Source organism: Bradyrhizobium sp. LLZ17 (assembly GCF_041200145.1).
Taxonomy (GTDB): Bacteria; Pseudomonadota; Alphaproteobacteria; order Rhizobiales; family Xanthobacteraceae; genus Bradyrhizobium.
Genome location: NZ_CP165734.1, coordinates 4,576,583 through 4,598,523, shown reverse-complemented (window position 1 = coordinate 4,598,523; position 21,941 = coordinate 4,576,583). Strand labels below are relative to the sequence as shown.

Sequence of the window (21,941 nt, the reverse complement as noted above, 5' to 3'; positions counted from 1 at the left end):
ATGTGTTTCAAACTGCAAGGCGCTGCATTCTCGCTGTGCTGTCGGGTGTGATTTTCGCAGTTCTGCCGCCGGGAGCCTGCGACGCGGCTTATCCGGAGCAGTTGATCAAGGTCATCGTGACCTTCCCGCCCGGAGGCAGCGCCGATACCGTCATCCGCGCGCTTGAACCGCTGGTGAGTGCCGAGCTCAAGCAGAGCCTGGTGATCGAGAACCGCGCCGGGGCTGGTGGCAATATCGGCATGGCCGCGGTCGCGCAGGCGAAGCCCGACGGCTACACGCTCGGCGTCGCGCCAGCGGGCGCGCTGACCGTGAACCCGCACCTCAATCCGGCGATGCCGTTCGATCCAAAGGACCTCGCGCCCATCACCCTGCTTGCGCAAATTCCCTTTGTGCTCGTCGCGTCGGCGAACGTGCCGGCGCACACGGTGGCGGAAACAATCGCGCTCGCCAAGACCAAGCCGGGTGCGCTGTCGATCGGACATGGCGGCAATTCGACAGCGATGCATTTGACGGCCGCGCTGTTCACGCAGAAGGCCGGGATCGACATGGAGCTGATTCCGTATCGCGGGACCGCGCCGGCCGCGGTCGACGTCCTCGCAGGCCATGTCCCGTTCGCGGTGCTGGATATCCCCGCCTCGCTGCAACTGATCCTCGATGGCAAGCTGAACGCGATTGGCGTGTCCTCTGCCAACCGCCTTTCATCCTTGCCCAATGTGCCGACGCTTGCCGAGAGTGGTCTCGCGGGATTCGAAGCCGTCGGCTGGTTCGGGCTTGTCGCTCCGGCCGGCACGCCTGCCGACATCATCAACAGGCTGAATGAGGCCTTCGTGAAGGCCCTGAAAGACCCCTCGGTGGCCGAGAAGATCCGGACCCTGGGCGCGGAGCCCGCACCCACGTCGCCGGATGGCTTCGGCCGCTTCATTCAGAGTGAAAGCACGAAATGGGGCAAGCTCATCAATGAGGCCGGCATCAAGGCGAACTAGATACCCCCTCATGCAGCGTGTCATACAGGCGATTCCGATCGCCGTGTAAGTCATTGATCTTGCAGCCGCCGCCTACTGTGCATGGGGTTGTTTTCGACCTTTTTTGTTGTCCGGTCGCGCAAAGCCCCGCCAGGCGGTGCCAAATTGAACCCGCGACCCGCGCGCTCCGACCCAGCAACATCCCGCCGGCCGGCAGGGAGTCAGGTGATCCACGACGATGTTCGACAAGACCTACCGGCAGCGCCTCGAGGCTGATCTTGCGCAATGGGAAGCCGATGGCGTGATCGCGCCGGCGGCGGCTGCCGGCATCCGCAGCGCGCTGCCGCCGCTCTCGCCCGGCATCAACATCGCGGTGGTCGTCGCCATCGTCGGCGGGCTGTTGATCGCCGCCGCCTTCCTCGCCTTCGTCGCGGCGCATTGGACGGAGATCGCGCGGCTGGTGCGGTTCGCGATCCTGATCGCCGGCATGGTTGTCGCCGGCGGGCTCGGCGCCTGGTTCGCCAATACGGGCCGCACGGTTCTCGCCGATCTCTGCGCCAGCATCGGTGCGATCGTCTTTGGCGCCGGCATCGCGCTGGTCGGCCAGATGTATCATCTCGGCTCCGACTTTGCCGGCGGCATGCTGCTGTGGTCGATCGGCGCGCTCGCGGCGGCGCTGCTGACCGGCTCGCGCGGCGCGCTCGCGGTCGGCCTCGCGGCCGCCTGCATCTGGACCTGCATGCGCAACTATGACGCGCCGGTCGCGCTGCATCTGCCGTTCGTGGCGGTCTGGCTGTTCGCCGCCGCTCTCGCTTTCGCCTGGAATTCCCGCGCGGCCGCCCACCTCGTCGCGATCGCAGCACTTCCCTGGTGGATCGCCACGGCGCTTCGCTTCGACCTCGATGGTGCGCAGCCGGCATTCATTCTCGCGGACGGCGCGGCCTTGCTGTTCGGGGCCGGGCTCGCGATCGCCGCCGCGCCATCGCCAAGGGCGCTGCGCTTCGGCACTGTCCTGTCGATCTACGGCGCGTTTGCGCTGGCCGTTGTCGCCGTTCTGGAGGTGACGACGGTTGACGAGGTGATCCGGTTTCGGAGCGCGGCGCCGGCCCAACCGCTCTGGGCCGTCATGTGCGGGGCTGCGGGTGTAAGCCTTGCTCTCGCATCGGCCAGGATCAGTCATCGCGCCGGCGAAGTCCTCGCCGCATGCGCGATCGGCCTCGTCCTGCTTGCCGCACCGATCTGGCCCGCGTCCGCGGCCGGTGAGCCCTGGTTGGCCTACGCCGCCATTCTTTGCGCCATGCTCTGCCTCGTCGTCTCCGGCATGCTCGATGCGGTTCGTCCGCGCATCGTTGCCGGCTGGCTTGGAATCGCCGGCGTCATCGCGGGCATCACCTGGGCGGTCAAGGGCTCGCTGCTGGGCCGCTCGGCCTTTCTCGCGGCGGCCGGCGCCATCACCGTCGCATTCGCGACCGCGCTCAATCGCGCGCTGCCGAGGGCCACGCGATGATCAAGCTCGCCGCGTCCGTCAGCGATCTCTGGCAGCGTATCCCGAAGGCCGTGCTGTTCGGTGTCGCCATCCTGCTTCAATGCGTGCTGCTGATGCTGATAGTCGCGGATCGCATGCAGATCCTGCGCGACGGTACGGAGGTCACCCTGCAGACGCAGCTGGTGGACCCGCGCGATCTTCTGCGTGGCGACTATGTCGTGCTCGGCTACGACATTTCGCAACTTGCAGCTGGCGCACTCGCCGGCCAGCCGACCGCCGAGCGCAACCCGATCGTGTTCGTCAAGCTCGCGTCCAATGCCAGCGGCCTTTACGAGGCGGTCTCGGTGCATGCCGCGCCTGTCCCGGTCACGGCTCCGCAAGTGCTGATCCGCGGCCGTGTCGCCTACGGCACGTCCTGCGGTTCGGCCGGGCGCGCGTTCTGCGACACGCTGACGGTCCGCTACGGTCTGGAAAGCTATTTCGTGCCCGAAGGCGAGGGCAAGACGCTCGAGCAAGCCCGCAACCAGCGGAAGCTGCGGGTCGTCGCCGCCGTCCTGCCCTCGGGCCGCGCCGCAATCAAACGCCTCTTGCTCGACGGCCAGCCGGTCTATGAGGAGCCGTTGTACTAGAGCATGACGATCAGCTTTGGCTGCTTGCTCCCCGCCTCTCCCGCGTGCGGGAGAGGTCGAGCGAGGTCTCACCCTGCTCCCATCACCGTCTTCGTCAGCGCGCTCCTGGCAAACTTCTTCAGCGGCATCGGCTTGCCGAACAGATAGCCCTGCACGAGGTCGAAGCCGAGCTCGTTGACCGCGAGCAGGTCGCCGCGGCTCTCGACGCCTTCGGCGATGGCGCGCGCGCCGTAGCCCTGCGCGAGCTCGACGATGTGGCGGCACACCGTCCGCTTCAGACGGTCATTGCCGCAGCCGGTGACGAACTGCCGGTCGGCCTTCACCTTGATGAAGGGAATCCTGTCCAGGCCCATCAGCGCCGGCCAGTTGGCGCCGAGATTGTCGATCGAGAGCCCGATATTGTGAAACCGCATCTCGCGCGCGACCTCGGTGAGGAATGCGAGATCGGAGATCGCTTCCTCGCTCGCGATCTCGATCGTCAGCCCGCCGAAGGCCGGATGCGTCGGCACCCGGCGGCAGAGATCGCGTACGGCCTGCGGCTGCTTCAGATAAGGCGCGGGAAGATTGATCGACAGATCGACGGCGCTCTGCCGCTCCAGAAGATAATGCCAGTCCTGCACGGCACGCTCGATCACGAACTCCGACAGCTCACGGAAATGCGGATCGTGCGGCTCGGGGATGAAATAGGCCGGCGGCACCACGCCCCAGGTCGGGTGTCGCATCCGCACCAGCGCCTCGGCGCCGCAGCGGACGAGCGAACGGGCGTCGATCTTTGACTGGTACCAGAGCTCGAGCCAGCCTGCATGCAGGGCCTCGCCGACATGCACGGCCGGGCTCGGCGCCGGCTCCTCCGGCAGCAGCATGGCGACGCGCTGGCGCAGCGTCTCCGCGGCGAAGGGCGTGGTCAGCGGCGGCAGCATCGCCAGCCCATATTCCTCGCCGACCTGCTGCACCGCCTTGACGATGATCGAGTCGCGGGCGCCGACGGTCAGGACCTTGCCGTCGAAGGCATCGCGCACCAGCGTCTCCAGAAACCGACCGGGCTCGATGCCGTCGGCGGCGATGCCGAGCAGGATCAGGTCCGGCAGATCAGTGCCGAGCATCGCTCGCAGCTCGTCCGGGCTGGCGCATTCGCTGGTGACAAAACCGAGATCCTCGAGCACCTCGCGCATGAACGCGCGCAGATGGCGCTTGCTGTCGGCCACGCAGGCCCGCGGTATCACCTTCCGCCGTCCGAAGCTTTTTGGCCTTCGTCCGGCGAGCTCACCGATCGCATCGTTCATCGCAAACCACTCCCGTTCCGTGAACGACGTGTTAACGGCGCGGAGGGGATTCAAATATGGAGAGCTTCACGCGATCGGTGGATTATTTGGGTAACCTTAAAGCGCGCATCATTCCTAAAATTGTTCGGATCTCTTTCGCGCAGCTTTTACGTTTGCTCGCGCGTGGCGTGCACGCATATACCGTAGGGTGGGCAAAGCACCGCGTGCCCACCATTCAAGACTGAAGCAGAAGTGGTGGGCACGGCGCTTTGCGCCTTTGCCCACCCTACAAAGCTGCGGCGAGCGCCAGCGTCAGCCTCGGCTCGATCCGTACTCGCCCGAAATGTTCTTGCCGGTGTAGTCGGTCATCGCGGCGGTCGCGACCACCGAGATCACCGCGCAGACCGCGATATAGGCCGCGATCGCCGTCGCGGAATGGAAGGTGCCGAACAACCATGCCGCGATCAGAGGTGCCGGACCGCCGGCAATGACAGAGGCGAGCTGGTAGCCGAGCGAAGCGCCGCTGTAGCGAAGCCTCCCGGTAAAGCTTTCCGCAATCAGCGCGGCTTGCGGTCCATACATCATGTCGTGCGGGATCAGTGACAGGATGATGGCGAAGAAGATGATCGGATGCGAACCGGTGTCGAGCATGCGGAAATAGATAAAGCCGAACACGCCGGTCACGATTGCGCCGATGATGTACATGTTCTTGCGCCCGATGCGGTCGGACAGATGGCCGAACACGGGGATCGAGACAAAGGACAGCACGGAGGCCGCAAGCACCGCGGTGAGCAGGAAGTCGCGCGACACGTGCAGCGTGCCGATCCCATAGGAGAAGACGAAGGCGGTGAAGATGTAGAACGGCGCCTGCTCGGCCATGCGCGCAAAGGCGGAGAGCAGGATCTCCTTCGGATGCTCCTTGATCACCTGGAGCATCGGCGTGCGCTCGACCTTGCGCTCCGCGATCAGCCGAGCGAACACCGGAGTCTCCATGATGCCGAGGCGGATGTAGAGGCCGACGCCGACCAGGATGAGGCTCAGCGCGAACGGGACGCGCCAGCCCCAGGACAAGAACTGTTCGCCGGACATCTGGCTGAAGGCCAGCACGGCGAGATTTGCCAGGAACAGCCCGCAGGGTACGCCGAATTGCGGCCATGAGGCGACCAGCCCGCGCGAATGATCGTTGCGCGCCCATTCCATCGACATCAGCACCGAGCCGCCCCATTCGCCGCCAACGCCCACACCCTGGACGAAGCGCAGCACGGTCAGGATCACGGCGCCCCAGACGCCGATGCTGTCATAAGTCGGCACCAGCGCCACCGCGAAGGTCGCCAGCCCCATCAGCAGGAGCGTGGCGATCAACGTCGATTTGCGACCGATGCGGTCGCCATAGTGCCCGAAAATGGCGGCGCCGATCGGGCGCGCGATGAAACCCACGGCATAGATCGCAAAGGCTTCCAGCGTGCCGACCCAGGGGTCGGAGCGCGGAAAGAACAGCTTTGCGAAGACAAGGCCGGTGACGGTGGAATAGAGGAAGAAATCGTACCACTCGATGGCCGTGCCGATGGTGGAGGCAATCACGGCGCGGCGCAGTTGAAGCTGGTGCTCGCTGTCTGGCAGCGAGACGGGGTCGAGATGGGACAGGGACATGGCAGCAGCCTTTCCTGGTGCGGTGCCCCCGACGGTGCATAGGGTTGTTTTGACGAAAACTTCCGACCTGGCGCGACGGTTCCATGATGATCGTCCTGGATCGGCGTTGCAGCCGGACCAGACCGGCTCGAAGCCAATGTGAAGCACCTCACACGCGCATTGCCGCACCTGCGCTATTGGTCAACGGAGCCGGTGGTGGGCTGTTTTGGATCGCAGCTATGACGACGCGGCGGTTGATGTATTGGTGGTTCAGGTTCGTGCTGTCAGGGCGATTTCTCGATCGCTTCCTGTGCCTGCCGCGCACACCACCTGACGTATGCGGCGACTAATCCGCGCCGATCAATTTGCGAAACGCCGCCGCACCGTCCTGCACCGCGTCGCGGCCCTTCCAGGCCAGATAGCTCAGCTTGCCGCCCAGCGTGTCGTGACTGCGCAGCCGGCGCGAGCCGAGGATGTGGCCAACGTTGGAGGGGAAGCGGCTGACCTCGGCCGTCACCAGCGTCGCGATGGCATCCATCAATTGCTGAAGCCGGACGCCCCATTCGCTCGTCTCGATGCCGTCGATCCGGACCTTGAGCGCATATTCGGTGTCGTAGATCTCGGCGAGCAGGTCGCGCGCGATCAGCACGCGGTTGTGCCGGAGCGCGATCCGCAGCGCGAGGCGCATGTCGTCGAGCCGGTCGAGCACCATGTGCACGACGCAGGCATAGGGCGTGGCGGCGACGTCGGCCGCGCTCTTGCTCGCGGCCGGCTTGGTGGCGAGGCGCACCAGGTGCCAGGGCGTCTTCAGGCGCCTGGCGACCAGCGCCAGCGCAAAGGGCAGCGCATCGGGGCGAGCCTTCTTGAAGGCGTCGAGCTGTGCGGTGATCTGGGCGACCTGGCTGTCGTGGAATTTCGTGATCTTCTCGGGCAGCTTCGCATTGAACTTCGGCAACGCGTCGCCGGCGCGCAGCACATGCTGCATCTTCCTGACGTCGTCGAAGGCGGTGCGCGAGGCCGTGTATTGCGCGAGCTTGGCGCGCGCGAACTCGGTGCTCTCGGCCGAGGCGAGGGTATTCTCGAGCACCTTGACAACCTTGACCTGAAAGGTCGAGGCGATCTTCAGCACTTCCTTCGGATTGTTGGCGTTGACCTGGTCGTTGATCGCCTTGACGTAGTCGCGCGCCATGGTCGGCAGCAGGTCGCGGCAGATCCACTCCCAGATCGGGGTCAGCGTATTGCGCGAGATCCGTCCTGCATTGGCATGCTCGGGGGCACCGTCGATCAGCAGCAGTTCGAGCGGCGCGAAGAAATAACGCGAGGGATTGGCGGCGCGCGCCTGGGTCGATCCGTCCTTGCGAAACTCGGCGCGCAGCTTGGCCTGGATGTCGCCCGAGCCCGGCATGTCGATGCCGCACAGCTCGAGCCGCTCGAGCTCGCTCAGCAGACAGCTGCGCGACAGAGGCGTCAGCCTCTGCAAGAACTCCGCTAGCTGGTTAATCTCGTTCATGGCACGCAGTTCTTCCGCAACGATCCCAGCGGGCCTGCCGACCCAATGCCTGGACGCATTTGCGCGCTCTCGACTGTGACATAGAGAAGCAAGTGGCCGTTAATTTATCGGTAAAATACGGGGGTGCGGACATCCGATGTGGAGCGGAGCGTTAATGAGACTTTTGCGTGCCTGCCCATAATCCGGGCAAGTTCATCAACCTGCGCATGGTCTGCTACGCCGCAACACAAGCATAAATTGTGCCCGCGTCGGTGTTTCAGCACAAAACCGACAAAATAACCGTAGTCTTACGGACCAAAAAGTTAACCACAGATCGGCCCGGGTTCCGCTAAACGAATCACATGGGGTCACAGAACGATACGGCCACTGATTCGCGGCCGTCGGATTGGTACGAAGGCAGCGCTTCTCGGCCTGAAGAGCTCCGGCTGAATGCCGCTCGCACCAAAGCGGCCGACGAGATGGCCGCGGCCATTGCCCGAGAGCTCAATGGCCCCCTCACAGCGCTCCTGCTCTACATGGGCGAGATCAAGCATCACAGCGACCGGCTCGCGCCGGTGTCGGGCGAACGCGCCTATTTGCAGCGGGTGGTGGAGAACGCGCTGACGCAGACCGAGCGTGTCTGCGGCCTCGTCAAGCAGCTCGCCGGTCCTCACAAGGGCAGTTTGGCGACGCCGTCCGCCACCGAGGATGCCGAGCTGAAGGCCGTCCGCGCGCCGCAGATGCCGCGTGTGGCGAGCCCCGAACCATCGAGCCTGTCGGGCAAGCGGCTGACCAAGCGCGAGCGCGAAGTGTTGAGGCTGATCAGCGAAGGCTATTCGAACAAGCAGGGCGCACTGCGGATGCAGATCAGCCCGCGCACCTTCGAGAGCCATCGGGCTGAAGCGATGCGCAAGCTCGGCGCACGCAACACCGCAGATCTTGTCCGCGCGGCGCTGCTGCATTCGATCGATTGAGTCCGTTGTCTTGCGCCGCCGGGCGGCGGCGCGGTCAAAGGCGGGAGGGCGCAAGCGGCCCGATCCCGCTCAGAAATAGTCTTCAGCGAAGGGGCGCGCGCGCGAGGTGGGCCGTAGCGCCTTCGGCTCTTCCTTGGCCGCATTCGGGATGATCGTGATGATCCAGCGCGGCGGGATCGTGGATTCCTGCTCCAGCACCGAACGCACGAAGCCTGTCACCGTCGACTCGCCCGCCTTCACCGTGGCCATCCGGCCGTTGAACTGCGCGATGCGGAAGCGACGGACTTCTTTCTGGTCCGCAGTCTCATAGGTGAACATGGAAACCCTCCTGGTTTCCGGCGACTATCGCCAGCTATGATTAGTCTTATATGAAAATCGTAAACCGTATAAGTACGGCGGAGATGCACGCGAGGGTGGTCAGTCCTGCGGCTCCTGCTTTCGCGCAGCCGCGTAGGCGGCATCCATCCGATTGAGGAGATCGCAAAATTCGGCCTCGCCAAGCGCCTCCGCGGTTGTCTCCAACTCGAGCGCCAGCGCCGCCAGCCGGAGATAGCCGAACGTTCTGGCGGTGCTCTTCAGCGAATGTGCCTCGCGCCCAACCTTGCTGCGGTGCTGCCCGAGGCCGAGCGTTCGAAACAGTTCGAGCCGCGCGGACGTATCGCTCCAGAACACGTCCAGGACCTCAGCGGCACCGTCCTGGCCGATCTCGCGCACGAGCGCCTCGAACGCACCCGGTTCGCGCAGCGGTTCGGTTTCGAGCGTGCTCCGCGCAGGCGCGAAAGAGGCGTCAAGCATGACTTGGTCTCGGTCCCGTTGGTGCGCATCGCGAGCCCTGGGGGCACGATGCGTCGGGACATCTACTCCCATTCCGATTTCGGTTCCGGTAGCGAGACGCGCGGTGTTTGCGGGCAGCCGTAAGCGGTTGGTTTACCATGTCGCGCTCTGCGCAAGCGCGTCGTGCTTGGTCAGGATCCGAGCAGTCTGTCGTACTGGGCCTTTACCGCGGCGTAGCATTCGCACGCGGTCTGGCGCAGTCCATCCAAATTGAGGATCTGGATGTGCCCGCGGCTGTAGTGGATGAAATTGGCCTGCTGCAAGGTGTTGGCGACCAGCGACACGCTGTTGCGCCGCGCCCCGATCATCTGCGCCATGGTCTCCTGGGTCAGCAGCAGCCGGCAGTCGCCCGACAAATCATGCGTGTGCAACAGGCAGCGCGACAGCCGCGACTCCACGGGATGGGCGGCATTGCAACCGGCTGTCTGCTGGACCTGCGCGTAGACCGCCAGCCCGTGGCGCGTCAGCAGCGTCCGCAACGTCGTGCTCTGATCGGCAGCGATGCGCAGCCGGTCGAGGTCCATCACCGATGCGACGCCCGGGACCAGCACGACTGCGGTGTTCAGCGCGCAGGCATCGCCCATGATCGAGAGCGTCCCGAGCAGGCTGTCGCGGCCGATCATGGCGACCTGCACATGCTCGCCCTTGGCCAGTTTCACGACCAGCGAGATCACGCCACGATGCGGGAAGTAGGCGCGCTTGAGCGTCTCGCCGGTTTCGACCAGCACCGCGTCATGCGGCAGATCGATCGTGCGAAGATATGCACGGACCAATTCATAGTCGTCGGCCGACAGCGCCGACAGGAAACCGTTGGATGGGCGCCCCATCGTTTCCAAAGCTGCCTCCCCGTCTTCCTCCGCCGGTAAACTCCTGTCAGCGAATTCAGATCTGTCACAGGGGTAGGTTCCATCATCTTCCCGTCGCGATATATTGGCAATTCGTTCATTGGTCATGGCCGAGACATCGGTAATGGCTTACGTCTACTTGTGCGGATCCGCTTTCCCCAGGACAGCCTCTCTGACCATTTCAGTTGTAGCGAGATCAGGACGCAGCAGAGCGAAAGCTGCCCGATCCAGTATTCGCTGACTGACGGGCAATGCGCAGCTCGCGCTCGTGCAGGATCAATCCCGCACGTCCAATCGGTCGTAGGTCGCGCTTTCGGCCTTGGTTGTGTGCTAATGAAAAGTAGTATAAAGGTTGTGTTGCCGTCCATATACCTGTTGGAGGGCAGACAGCCTCTCTCATTTGCGGCGGAAGTAAGAACTGCGCATTGATTCGCGCACGCGCCAGACGCACCGGTACTGGCTGGCGGTCACGAGCACCGGCAGGCGCTTATGGGGGAAGGCGGGCGCTCGACGGCTTATTGCGTCCCCAACGAGATCGGACATCGACGCGGGCTGGCTCGCTTGTCCACCAAGTCGTCGCCGATTGCCTCGAGCGTTGCGTAGCGTGGCCGCAGGTTTTGGCTCTGTCGCGTCCGCCTTATGCGCCACGTCGACCGCGCGGCCGGTCGTCACCATCAATCCAAGCCAGAGGAGAAAGGCGTGTCCCACGGTTCAACGATTGAAGCGCCGAAGCCGCAAACTCAAACGGGGACAGAAAATCCACGCCATGTTCTGGTTGTCGACGACGACGCGATGGTGTGCATGGCCATCGAGATCTATCTGCAGCGGAACAATTTTCGGGTGACGATTGCCGAAGGGGGAGAAGCAGGACTTCGCGCGCTCGAAAACGAACATTTCGATCTGATGATCATCGACATCTTCATGCCGCATATGCGCGGGTTCGAATCGATCCGACTCTTCCACGAGCGCGCACCCGCCATTCCACTCATCGCGATGTCGGGCTACGCCTTCGCAAACCTGAACTCGCCCGCACCCGATTTCCTGAGAATGGCGCTGGAGCTCGGCGCGGCGCGCTGCCTGCGCAAGCCGTTCACGCCGGATGCCTTGCTCGCCGCCATCAAGGATTGCCTGACGCAGCACCATGCTGCTGCCGCGCGGTTGGGTTAGCGCGGTATGGATTGCACAGGCCGCGGGGTAAGCATCTGTTTACCGCAAGTGCAATGCCTTCGGATTTCAGCAGAAGACCAATTAGAAGGCCGCGTGCGCGATCGCGAAGGCGAGTGATTTGATTCAATTCGCGCAAACGGCGCATATCGTCCCTTGCCGGCAGGATTTTTTTGCGCATGCCGTAAATCTGTTATCGGCGCGTTTACCTGTCGCCTCTGCGTGATGAAGCGCGGCGCCGGATTTGTCGAAAATCACAGTCGCATGCAGTCGAATGACAAACTTCTTTTCAATATCCGTATTAGCACGGAGGCTGAAATTAACGGGACCGTGAAATGGGATGTCTAACGATCTAGCAGCGGGCCTCCGTCGATTCCACGCGCGGCTCAGGCGTCGAAGTCCAGCTCAGTTAAGGCGTATCGCATGGATGATCTGTTGCGGGAGTTTCTGACGGAGACCAGCGAGAGCCTGGACACGGTGGACAATCAGCTGGTGAAGTTCGAGCAGGAGCCGAACAACGCCAAGATCCTGGATAACATCTTCCGCCTGGTCCACACCATCAAGGGCACCTGCGGCTTCCTGGGGTTGCCGCGTCTGGAAGCGCTGGCGCATGCCGGCGAGACCCTGATGGGCAAGTTCCGCGACGGCATGCCGGTGACCGGGCAGGCGGTCACCGTGATCCTGTCTTCGATCGACCGCATCAAGGAGATTTTGGCCGGGCTGGAGGCGAGCGAAGCCGAGCCCGAGGGCACCGACCGCGATCTGATCGACAAGCTGGAAGCGATGGTCGAGCAGGGCATGGCGGCAATGGCTGCCGGTGCGGCGGCCCCTGTTGCTGAAGCGCCGCCGCTGGTGCCGGACGCGCCGGTTGCCGTGGAAGCTGCGCCCGCAAGCCAGGGCGCGCTGGCCGACCAGACCCTGGAGCGTCCGCTGCGTCCGGGCGAAGTGTCGCTCGACGAGCTCGAGCGCGCCTTCCGCGAGACCGCGATCGAAGCGCCGATCCCGGTTGCCAAAGCTGAAGTCAAGGCCGAGCCCGCGCCGGCCGCTGAAGCGCCAGTGCCTGTTGCCAAGGACATCGCCAAGGAGACCAAGCCGCCCAAGGAGAAGGTCGCGCCCAAGAAGTCGATCGCCGCCGACGAGGGCGCCGGCGAGGGCGACCGCATCGCCAAACAGTCGATCCGCGTCAACGTGGATACGCTGGAGCATTTGATGACCATGGTCTCGGAGCTGGTGCTGACCCGCAACCAGCTGCTCGAGATCAGCCGGCGCAACGAGGACACCGAGTTCAAGGTGCCGTTGCAGCGGCTGTCCAACGTCACCGCCGAACTGCAGGAAGGCGTCATGAAGACGCGCATGCAGCCGATCGGCAATGCCTGGCAGAAGCTGCCGCGCATCGTGCGCGACCTCTCGAGCGAACTCGGCAAGCAGATCGAGCTGGAGATGCACGGCGCCGACACCGAGCTCGACCGCCAGGTGCTCGACCTGATCAAGGACCCGCTCACCCATATGGTGCGCAACTCCGCCGACCATGGCCTGGAGACCCCCGCCGAGCGGCTCGCGTCCGGCAAGGGCGAGCAGGGCACCATCCGGCTGTCCGCCTATCACGAGGGCGGCCACATCATCATCTGCATCGCCGACAACGGCCGCGGCCTGAACACCGACAGGATCAAGGCCAAGGCGATCTCCTCAGGGTTGGTCACCGAGGCCGAGCTCGAGAAGATGAGCGAAGCCCAGATCCACAAGTTCATCTTCGCGCCGGGCTTCTCGACCGCGGCCGCCATCACCTCGGTGTCGGGGCGCGGCGTCGGCATGGACGTGGTCCGCACCAATATCGACCAGATCGGCGGCACCATCGACATCAAGTCGGTGGCCGGCGAGGGCTCCTCCGTCACCATCAAGATCCCGCTGACCTTGGCGATCGTCTCCGCCCTGATCGTGGAAGCCGCCGGCGATCGTTTTGCCATCCCGCAGCTCTCGGTGGTCGAGCTGGTCCGCGCCCGCGCCAACTCCGAGCACCGCATCGAGCGCATCAAGGACACCGCCGTTCTCAGGTTGCGCAACAAGCTGTTGCCGCTGATCCACCTCAAGAAGCTCTTGAAGATCGACGACGGCGCCGTCTCCGATCCCGAGAACGGCTTCATCGTGGTGACGCAAGTCGGCAGCCAGACCTTCGGCATCGTGGTCGACGGCGTGTTCCACACCGAAGAAATCGTGGTCAAGCCGATGTCGACCAAGCTGCGTCACATCGACATGTTCTCGGGCAATACCATCCTGGGCGACGGCGCGGTCATCATGATCATCGACCCCAACGGCATCGCCAAGGCGCTCGGCGCCGCCGGCTCCTCGGCCCATGACATGAACAGCGAGAACGGGGCTCACAGCATCGGAAGCGGCGAGCAGACCACTTCGCTGCTGGTGTTCCGCGCCGGCTCGTCCCAGCCCAAGGCGGTCCCGCTCGGGCTCGTCACCCGCCTGGAAGAGCTGCCCGCCGACAAGATCGAGTTCTCAAACGGCCGCTACATGGTGCAGTACCGCGAGCAGCTGATGCCGCTGGTGGCGATGGAGAGCGTCACCATTGCGAGCCAGGGCGCCCAGCCGATCCTGGTGTTCTCCGACGACGGCCGCTCCATGGGCCTCGTCGTCGACGAGATCATCGACATCGTCGAGGAACGGCTCAACATCGAGGTCGGCGGCTCCAGCCAGGGCATCCTGGGCTCGGCCGTGATCAAGGGCCAGGCCACCGAGGTGATCGACGTCGGCCACTTCCTGCCGATGGCGTTCGCCGACTGGTTCACCCGCAAGGAGATGAAGCCGTCGCTGCACTCGCAATCGGTGCTGCTGGTCGACGACAGTGCCTTCTTCCGCAACATGCTGGCTCCGGTGCTCAAGGCCGCCGGCTACCGCGTCCGCACCGCGCCGACCGCGCAGGAGGGCCTGGCCGCTGCTGCGCGCAGACCTTCGACGTGGTCCTGACCGACATCGAGATGCCCGACATGAACGGGTTCGAGTTTGCCGAAACCATCCGCTCCGACAGCAATCTCGGCGCGATGCCGATCATCGGGCTGTCGGCGCTGGTGTCGCCGGCGGCGATCGAGCGCGGCCGTCAGGCCGGCTTCCACGACTATGTCGCCAAGTTCGACCGTCCCGGTCTGATCGCGGCGCTCAAGGAGCAGACCGCGGGCGCCGCCGGCGCCTCCGAGCTGAGCCGGGCAGCGGCGTAACCAGCGGGATGGATCAGGAGAGACGCACATGACCAAGAAGACCCAGTCCGGCGAAGGCGCCATGGTCGAATACGTCACCGCGATGATCGGCGGCCAGCTGTTCGGCCTGCCGATCTCCCGGGTCCAGGACGTGTTCATGCCCGAGCGTGTCACCCGCGTCCCGCTGTCCTCGCGCGAGATCGCGGGCGTGTTGAACCTGCGCGGCCGCATCGTCACCGTGGTCGACATGCGCGCCCGGCTCGGCCTGCCCAAGCCTGAGGATGGCAAGGTGCCGATGGCGGTCGGGGTCGATTTGCGCGGCGAATCCTATGGCCTGCTGATCGACCAGATCGGCGAGGTGCTGCGCCTGTCCGAGGACGGCAAGGAAGACAACCCCGTCAACCTCGACCCCCGCATGGCCAAGCTTGCCGGCGGCGTCCACCGCCTCGACGGTCAGCTCATGGTCGTCCTCGACGTCGATCGCGTCCTCGAACTCAAAACCGAAGTGCAAATGGCTGCGTGACCCCCAATACATCGAAGCCGGAGAACAAAAATGAAGACATGTTTGGTGGTCGATGATTCCAGCGTCGTGCGCAAGATCGCACGCCGGATCCTGGAAGGCCTGGAATTCGAAGTCACCGAGGCCGAGGACGGCTCGAAAGCGCTCGAGATCTGCCAGCGCAAATTGCCCGACGCGGTGCTGCTCGACTGGAACATGCCGATCATGGATGGCTTCGAGTTCATGGGCCACATGCGCCGCCTGCCCGGCGGAGACCAGCCCAAGGTCGTGTTCTGCACCACCGAGAACAATGTGGCTCATATCGCTCAGGCACTCAGCGGCGGTGCCAACGAGTACATCATGAAGCCCTTCGACAAAGACATCATCGCCGACAAATTTGCTGAAGTCGGCTTGATCCCCGTTGGACAAGTCATGGTCTGAGTGTCTGGCCCGAGTCGCTGAGCAAGTCGCTCGGCAGAGTGTTCCCAGTATAGCTTCCGAGAGGCCATCCGTGACCCCCACCGAGTATGAGTATTTGCGTAAGTTCCTGAGGGATCACTCCGGGCTCGACCTGTCCGCAGACAAGCAATATCTGATCGAAAGCCGGCTGTTACCGCTCGCCCGCAAGGCCGGGCTGTCCGGCATCGGCGAGCTGGTGCAGAAGCTGCAAGGCGGCTCGAGCGCGCTCGTCACCAGCGTGGTCGAAGCCATGACCACCAATGAGACCTTCTTCTTTCGCGACAAGGTCCCGTTCGATCATTTCCGCGACACCATCATGCCGGAAGTCATCAAGGCGCGCGCCGGCCGCCGCAGCGTGCGCATCTGGTGCGCAGCCGGCTCGACCGGGCAGGAGCCCTATTCGCTGGCGATGAGCCTCAAGGAGATGGGCGCGGCCCTCACGGGCTGGCGCGTCGAGATCATCGCAACCGACCTGTCGCAGGAAGTGCTGGAGAAGGCCAAGGCGGGCATCTACAGCCAGTTCGAAGTGCAGCGCGGCCTGCCGATCCAGATGCTGATGAAATATTTCAAGCAGACTGGCGAGACGTGGCAGATCAATCCCGAGCTGCGCGCGATGATTCAGCACCGGCAGCTCAACCTGCTGCACGACTTCGCCCAGCTCGGCACCTTCGACGTCATCTTCTGCCGCAACGTGCTGATCTATTTCGACCAGGACACCAAGATCAACATCTTCAACCGCCTGGCCCGCCAGATCGAGGGAGACGGCTTCCTGGTGCTGGGCGCGGCCGAGACGGTGGTCGGACTGACCGATACTTTCAAGCCGATTCCGGAACGGCGCGGCCTCTACAAGCCCAACGATCCGCGTGCGACGGCAGCCAAGCCGGCGCTCGCCGGCGCGCCGCCGCGGATGGCAGCAGTAATGGGACGATAAGCATGGCCGAGGATGGAAAGGGTCTGGAACGCGTGACGTTCAGTCGCGGCTATGACGTCTGCATCATGGCCATCGACGGCACTTGGCGCCGCGACTGCAAGCTCAACGCGATTTCCGACACCGACGCCATCCTCACGGTGGAAGGTTCGATCCAGGGCTTGAACCTGAAGGAGTTCTTCCTGCTGCTGTCGTCCACGGGCCTCGCCTACCGCCGCTGCGAGCTGGTGCGCGTCAACGGCGCCGAAATGGACATCCAGTTCCTGCGCGGTAAGAATCGGAAGAAGCGGACCACCGGCCACGACGCGGTGGTCTGATCCTCGCGCCTGCGCGGTGCCCGTTTCCCGACGCGTTGCTTCACATTTTCTGAAAACATCCGAATGAATTTGTCGCAACGGCTTTACGGGGCTGAAGCGCGTTCCGTGTATCGATTGCCGGTCTCAATCTCAGGGTTCGGTAATGCCAAGAAGCTCCCTCTCTCCCGTTTCGTCCAACCTGCCCGACGTCGCCGAGCGGCGCGCGCTTCAGCTGCTCGTGGTCGACGACGATGCCACGCAACGCAGTCTGATCGCGGTCGCTGCCAAGCAGGCCGGCCACGAAGTCACCGTGGCGCCGTCGGTCGCGGAAGCGATTGAAAAGCTCCGCACCGCTCGCTTCGACTGCGTGACGCTCGATCTCGTGCTGGAGGACGGCGACGGCGTCGACGTGCTGCGGGAGATGGCGGCGGCGAAATTCTCAGGTTCCGTGATCGTGATCAGCGGCATGGAGGGCAAGCGCCGCAGTGGTGCTCGCAGCTTCGCCCGCTCGGTGGGGATCGAGCTTCAGAGCCTGCCCAAGCCGCTGGATCTCGCGGCGCTTCGCATCAGCCTTGCCAATCTCGGCAAGACGGCCATGGGGCTCCCGGCGATGCATACCTGGGGCGGTGTTGCCACCGACGCGATCGTGGAACGGCACCGCGGGTAAGGCGCGGAGCGCCGATGCGATCGGGCGCGAAAATGTCGCCGGACATCGTGACGCTCCCGTCCAGTTCCATGGCAGCGCCGATCAGGCGCATGCGGAGCCTCGATCCGCCCGATCAGACGGCGAAGATCGGCCGCGATCAACTGTCGGCTGTCGGTTTCAGCCACGGTAGCGCCGTGCCGGCGAAATTTGACATGGGTATTCTCCGTCCTCCGCAATAAGGCACTGCGCGGCTACTTGTGCGTTAAGTCCATGTCCCGTACATATATGGTGGGCCCAATCCGCGCCGAACGCCATAACGGTTGGCCCGGACGCTACTCCTTAATGCCAAATGGATTTGGCACAGATGGATTTGGCACATGGCCGATCAAACCCCCCGTGGTGAAATCTTCGTGGTCGACGACGATCCTGCCGTTCGCGACACCCTGTCGATGGTGTTGAAGGCGGCGGGCTATGAGGTGATCTGTTTCGCGGACGGCGCAGCGTTGCTCTCCGTCGCGCGGAACCGCACACCGGCCGCGATCCTGCTCGACGTGCACATTCCCGGAAAGTCGGGTCTCGACATTCTCAGGGAGCTGCACGGCGAGGATTATCCCGCACCGATCTTCATGATCTCAGGGCAGGGCGATATCGCGATGGCGGTGGGCGCCATCAAGAGCGGCGCGCTCGACTTCATCGAGAAGCCGTTCCGCGGCAGTGAGATCGTCGGGCGGCTCGACGAGGCGATCGGGGCTTATGCCCGCAGGCAGGCGGAGAATGCGTCCCCGAAGTTCGGTTCGCTGCACTTCCCCGGACGCGAGCCGCTGACCCGGAGGGAACGCGAGGTGCTTGAGCAGTTCGCCGCCGGGGCCTCCAACAAGGAGGCGGGCCGCACCCTCGGCATCAGCCCGCGCACCATCGAGGATCACCGCGCCAACATCATGAAGAAGCTCGGCGCCCGCAATGCTGCCGATCTGATCCGTATCGTGATGACGGCAGCCCAGCGCGCGTCGTAGGGTTGCTTCCGCAATCTTGTAGCCCGGATGGAGCGCAGCGAATCCGGGGTTGTTTCTTCACGCATAGATTTGTCCCGGACCACGCTCGGCTTCATCCTGCCTGCGCAGCCTCACCCGCCCAGCGCCTTGCGGATGATCCGCGCGAGATCGGATTTGCGATAAGGTTTTGCCAGCAGCAGAACGCCTGAATCCAGTCGGCCGTGATGGATGATCGCATTCTCGGTGTAGCCGGACGTGTAGACCACGCGCAGATCGGGACGCGTCTTCAACACCTCGTCGGCGAGCTGCCGTCCGTTCATGTTGCCGGGCATGATCACGTCGGTGAACAGCAGGTCGAACGGCGTTCCGGAGCCGACGATGGCGAGCGCCTCGGCGGCGTTCGCGGCTTGCAGCGTGACGTAGCCGAGCGAATGCAGTTGCGCCAGCACGTAGTCGCGAACCAGCCGGTCGTCCTCGACCACCAGGATCGTTTCGTGCCCGCCTTCGATCGACGTCGGCGTCACGCCTTCGCTGACTGCCGTAGGCGTCTTGCCGGGCGGCAGGTACATCTTGATCGTGGTGCCGTGGCTCTCCTCGCTGTATATCTTGATGTGTCCCGCCGACTGCTTGATGAAACCGTAGACCATGGAGAGCCCGAGTCCGGTGCCCTTGCCCGGCCCCTTCGAGGTGAAGAAGGGATCGAACACCCTGGCCAGCATGTTGGCGGGGATGCCCGAGCCGGTGTCGCTCACGGCGATCAGCACGTAGTGTCCGGGCGGGACGTCGTTGCTGCTGGCATAGGTCTCGTCGAGATAGGCGGCGCCCGTCTCCACGATCAGCTTGCCGCCGCCGGGCATGGCGTCGCGGGCGTTGAGCGCGAGGTTGAGGATCGCCGTGGTGAGCTGGTTGGGATCGACGATCGCAACGCAGCTCTCGTCCTCGAACACGGATTCGATCTGGATCTGCTCGCCGAGCGTCGGTCGCAACAGCTTCGCGGTGTCGATGATCAGCGAATTGATGTCGATCTCGCGCGGCTGGAGCGGCTGCTTGCGCGCAAAGGCGAGCAGGTGCTGGGTCAGCTCGGCGCCGCGTCCGGCGGCCTCGTCGATCATCCTGGTAATCGCCGCAAGGTCCGGCTCCTTGGCCACCGCGTCAGCCAGGATCTCGATCGTGCCGGTGATGACCGTGAGGATGTTGTTGAAATCATGTGCCACGCCGCCGGTGAGCTGGCCGACCGCCTCCATCTTCTCCGCTTGACGGATGCGCTCCTCGGCCGCGATCTTCTCGGTGAGATCGCGGTAGAACGAATTGAAGAAGACCCGTCGCGCCGACGCAGCGCCGTGACGCTGAGCTCGGCCCTGAATTCCTTGCCGTCGCGCCGGCGCACCAGAAGCTCGCGCCGTGGACCGGGCAGCTCCTGCGCCTTGGATTCGAGAAAGAGCTGTAGTCTGGCCCTGACGCCTTCGCGCTCGGTGGGGGCGACGAAGAGATCGATGGCATTCTTCCCGATTGCCTCCTCGCGCGGCCAGCCGAACAGCTTCTCGGCCTGCGAGTTCCAGTTCAGGATGGTGCCGGTCTGGTCGGTTTGCGTGAAGGCATCGAGCGCGGTGTCCACGATGTTGCGCGCCAGCTGCTCGCTTTCGCGCAAGGCCTCCTGCGCGAGTCTGGCCTCGGTCATGTCACGCCCGACGAAGAAGAAGCGCTGGGCCTGGTCGGACCAGCTGCCGAGCCAGGATAGCCAGACCTCGCGCCCGTCCTTGTGGAGGCAGCGGGTGTCGGCGAGCCTCAGACGCTCGCCGCGCCGCAGCGCGCGCATCTCGTCGCGGGATTGATCGAGATGGGCGGGGTGAATGAAATCGGCGCCGCTGCGGCCGATCATTTCGCCCGGCTGGTAGCCCAGAATGGCCGCGCTGCTCGGGCTGATCTGCACGACATGGCCCCGCGCGTTCATGATCATGATCAGGTCTTGCGAGGTGTCGAAAAGCTGCCGCCGCTCCTCGATCTGCTGTTGGAGCGCCCGCTCGGCGCGCCGCGCCTCGGTCAGGCTGCCCGCGCTGCCGCAGACGCCGATGATCTCGCCCGACGTCCCCCTGATCGGCGAGAGGTTGAGCGAGATGTCGACCGACGTCCCGTCCTTGCGCAGGCGCACCGTCTCGAACCGTTCGATCGGCTCGCCCCGGGCGATTCGGGCCAGATAGTCCTTACCCTGCTCCCGGCGCTCGGGCGGGACGATGATCGAGGTGGATTGTCCGATCGCCTCGTTCGCCGAATAGCCATAGAGGCGCTCAGCGGCAGGATTCCAGCCGGTAATGATAGCGTCGAGCGACTGCATCACGATGGCCTCGTCGGATGATTCGACAGCGGCGCTGAACAGGCGCTCGCGCTCCGCATGATGGCTTCGTGCCGCCTCGGTGCGGCGATGCTCCCGGACCTCGCGCTCGAGCGCGGCTGTTTTCGCCCGCGTCTCCTCGACCATGTGGGCAAAAGCCCGCGCCAGCACGCCGGTCTCGCCGCTTGCATCGACGGGTATGCCGGCACGCCGCCCGCTGCCGATCGCCTCGACCGCCGCGGTCAGGCGCCCGATCGGGCGCGTCAATGACCGTGCCAGGAGCACTGCGAGCGAAGCCGCGGCGAGGACGGCAAGCACGCCGACGAGTAAGGACGTTTTTTGAATGGCAGCGGGCACGCGGCCGAACACCGCCGGAGGAACCGTCTCGATGATCGCGACCCATTCCTTGCCCGCAAGCAGCGCTGGCGCGATCGCCGCGCCGCTCGGCCGGCCCGACGCGTCGGTGACGAGCTGCGTGGATCCTTGCAGTGTGCCGGCCAAGGCCGCAAAAAATGGAAAGTCATTGCGCCAATCGGTGGGGTGGCCTCGCAAGGAGCCGAATTCGCGCGCGCGATCGGGATGGACGAGATAGTCGCCGCGCGAATTCACGACGTAGATATCTCCGTCCGCGCCGCCGCCGGTCGAACGGACGCGGTCAAGTGCCGGACGCATGTCGATATTGGCGATGATGATGCCGAACGGCTTGCCGTCGGGTGTGAACAGCGGCGTCGCGACCCGCAAGGTGGGCGTGTGAAGGGCAGTGGTCCCTCCCTGGCGGGTGGCGAGGTCGATGGGCGAAACGTAGATATCGCCGGGTGCCAGTCGAATCGTTTCCTGAAAATAGGCTCGCTCGCTCTTGGGCTCCAGTTCGCTGGTGGGGACGACCCGTACCGCACCATTCGGTCCGGAGCGATCGACGCGGACCAGCTCGCGCTGGTCGTCGTCAACGCCAATGATCCGAAATTGTCCGTAGCTGGGTTTGGCCTCGATCTCGGCCGCGAGCCGCGCTGCAATGCGCTCGCGCCAGGTTTGCTCCGACACGCCGTCGGCGGCGTCGATGCCCCCGCCGATGTGCGCGCGAATCAGGCCATTGATGGCCGCGGCAGAGCGATAGCCGACCAGGTCGCCGCGAGCTCCGGCCACATAGGATTCCAGATTGGTCGCCCGCAGGCGTGACTGGGCTTCGATGCGTTCCAGCACGCGCGGAATGACGGCCTGGGTGATGTTGCGATAGCCGAGCCAGCCCACGGCGGCCACGGTAACAGCCACCAGCAGGATCATCGCGATGGCCAGCCGTGTTGCGAGAGTCATGTTGGCC

18 protein-coding genes and 2 pseudogenes are annotated in these 21,941 nt (G+C 64.4%); 13 read left to right on the top strand and 7 right to left on the bottom strand.

All coding sequences use genetic code 11. The features are described from left to right. Positions 1–2 precede the first annotated feature (2 nt). From AB8Z38_RS22110 to AB8Z38_RS22100, 3 genes are all read left to right on the top strand, one after another. Complete coding sequence (locus AB8Z38_RS22110; RefSeq protein ID WP_369719920.1) at positions 3–983, top strand: Bug family tripartite tricarboxylate transporter substrate binding protein; 981 nt, start codon at positions 3–5, stop codon at positions 981–983. 217 nt (positions 984–1,200) lie between these two features. Further along, the gene (locus AB8Z38_RS22105; protein ID WP_369719919.1) at positions 1,201–2,469 is read left to right on the top strand and encodes a DUF2157 domain-containing protein; all 1,269 of its coding nucleotides are present in this window, start codon (positions 1,201–1,203) and stop codon (positions 2,467–2,469) included. Next, the gene (locus AB8Z38_RS22100) at positions 2,466–3,077 is read left to right on the top strand and encodes a GDYXXLXY domain-containing protein (RefSeq protein ID WP_369719918.1); all 612 of its coding nucleotides are present in this window, start codon (positions 2,466–2,468) and stop codon (positions 3,075–3,077) included. Before AB8Z38_RS22105 ends, AB8Z38_RS22100 begins: the two co-directional genes overlap by 4 nt. A 68-nt stretch (positions 3,078–3,145) precedes the next feature. On the opposite strand, the gene AB8Z38_RS22095 is transcribed toward AB8Z38_RS22100, so the two are convergent. The 3 genes from AB8Z38_RS22095 to AB8Z38_RS22085 form a co-directional block, all read right to left on the bottom strand. Next, positions 3,146–4,360 (bottom strand): EAL domain-containing protein, encoded by a 1,215-nt coding sequence (locus tag AB8Z38_RS22095; RefSeq protein WP_369719917.1) that lies wholly within the window; start codon positions 4,358–4,360, stop codon positions 3,146–3,148. Positions 4,361–4,651: 291 nt separating this feature from the next. Beyond that, positions 4,652–5,989 (bottom strand): MFS transporter, encoded by a 1,338-nt coding sequence (locus tag AB8Z38_RS22090; protein ID WP_369719916.1) that lies wholly within the window; start codon positions 5,987–5,989, stop codon positions 4,652–4,654. A 325-nt stretch (positions 5,990–6,314) separates the two neighbouring features. Next, positions 6,315–7,478: a hypothetical protein gene (locus tag AB8Z38_RS22085; protein WP_369719915.1), complete on the bottom strand. Its 1,164-nt coding sequence runs from the start codon at positions 7,476–7,478 to the stop codon at positions 6,315–6,317. 341 nt (positions 7,479–7,819) lie between these two features. Between AB8Z38_RS22085 and AB8Z38_RS22080 the strand changes: the two genes are divergently transcribed. Continuing rightward, a complete protein-coding gene (locus AB8Z38_RS22080) occupies positions 7,820–8,431 on the top strand; it encodes a LuxR C-terminal-related transcriptional regulator (protein ID WP_369719914.1) in 612 nt (203 codons plus the stop codon). A 69-nt stretch (positions 8,432–8,500) separates the two neighbouring features. Here the strand turns inward: AB8Z38_RS22080 and AB8Z38_RS22075 are convergent, their stop codons facing one another. From AB8Z38_RS22075 to AB8Z38_RS22065, 3 genes are all read right to left on the bottom strand, one after another. Continuing rightward, positions 8,501–8,749, bottom strand: a complete 249-nt coding sequence (locus AB8Z38_RS22075; RefSeq protein WP_369719913.1) for a hypothetical protein — start codon at positions 8,747–8,749, stop codon at positions 8,501–8,503. 99 nt (positions 8,750–8,848) lie between these two features. Continuing rightward, positions 8,849–9,226 (bottom strand): Hpt domain-containing protein, encoded by a 378-nt coding sequence (locus tag AB8Z38_RS22070; protein WP_369719912.1) that lies wholly within the window; start codon positions 9,224–9,226, stop codon positions 8,849–8,851. 170 nt (positions 9,227–9,396) lie between these two features. Beyond that, positions 9,397–10,092 carry a Crp/Fnr family transcriptional regulator gene (locus AB8Z38_RS22065; protein WP_369719911.1) on the bottom strand — a complete coding sequence of 232 codons (696 nt, stop codon included), beginning with the start codon at positions 10,090–10,092 and terminating at the stop codon, positions 9,397–9,399. A gap of 717 nt (positions 10,093–10,809) precedes the next feature. Here AB8Z38_RS22065 and AB8Z38_RS22060 point away from each other — a divergent pair. The 9 genes and pseudogenes from AB8Z38_RS22060 (at position 10,810) to AB8Z38_RS22020 (ending at position 18,315) form a co-directional block, all read left to right on the top strand. Next, on the top strand, positions 10,810–11,277 hold the full coding sequence (locus tag AB8Z38_RS22060) for a response regulator (RefSeq protein WP_369726571.1): 468 nt from the start codon (positions 10,810–10,812) through the stop codon (positions 11,275–11,277). Positions 11,278–11,697: 420 nt separating this feature from the next. Then, a pseudogene (locus AB8Z38_RS22055) lies at positions 11,698–14,495 on the top strand (chemotaxis protein CheW). A gap of 28 nt (positions 14,496–14,523) precedes the next feature. Next, positions 14,524–14,997: a chemotaxis protein CheW gene (locus tag AB8Z38_RS22050; RefSeq protein ID WP_369719910.1), complete on the top strand. Its 474-nt coding sequence runs from the start codon at positions 14,524–14,526 to the stop codon at positions 14,995–14,997. A gap of 30 nt (positions 14,998–15,027) precedes the next feature. Next, positions 15,028–15,414 carry a PleD family two-component system response regulator gene (locus AB8Z38_RS22045; protein ID WP_369719909.1) on the top strand — a complete coding sequence of 129 codons (387 nt, stop codon included), beginning with the start codon at positions 15,028–15,030 and terminating at the stop codon, positions 15,412–15,414. Positions 15,415–15,484: 70 nt separating this feature from the next. Continuing rightward, positions 15,485–16,363: a protein-glutamate O-methyltransferase CheR gene (locus AB8Z38_RS22040; protein ID WP_369719908.1), complete on the top strand. Its 879-nt coding sequence runs from the start codon at positions 15,485–15,487 to the stop codon at positions 16,361–16,363. A gap of 2 nt (positions 16,364–16,365) precedes the next feature. Continuing rightward, positions 16,366–16,677 (top strand): PilZ domain-containing protein, encoded by a 312-nt coding sequence (locus tag AB8Z38_RS22035; protein ID WP_369719907.1) that lies wholly within the window; start codon positions 16,366–16,368, stop codon positions 16,675–16,677. A gap of 142 nt (positions 16,678–16,819) precedes the next feature. Next, entirely contained in the window at positions 16,820–17,323 is a 504-nt protein-coding gene (locus AB8Z38_RS22030; protein ID WP_369719906.1) for a response regulator, read from the top strand. Between the two features lie 32 nt (positions 17,324–17,355). Then, positions 17,356–17,541 carry a hypothetical protein gene (locus AB8Z38_RS22025; RefSeq protein WP_369719905.1) on the top strand — a complete coding sequence of 62 codons (186 nt, stop codon included), beginning with the start codon at positions 17,356–17,358 and terminating at the stop codon, positions 17,539–17,541. Positions 17,542–17,679: 138 nt separating this feature from the next. Next, positions 17,680–18,315 (top strand): response regulator transcription factor, encoded by a 636-nt coding sequence (locus AB8Z38_RS22020; RefSeq protein WP_369719904.1) that lies wholly within the window; start codon positions 17,680–17,682, stop codon positions 18,313–18,315. A gap of 110 nt (positions 18,316–18,425) precedes the next feature. On the opposite strand, the pseudogene AB8Z38_RS22015 reads toward AB8Z38_RS22020, so the two are convergent. Then, positions 18,426–21,934 (bottom strand): annotated as a pseudogene (locus tag AB8Z38_RS22015) (PAS domain S-box protein). Positions 21,935–21,941 lie beyond the last annotated feature (7 nt).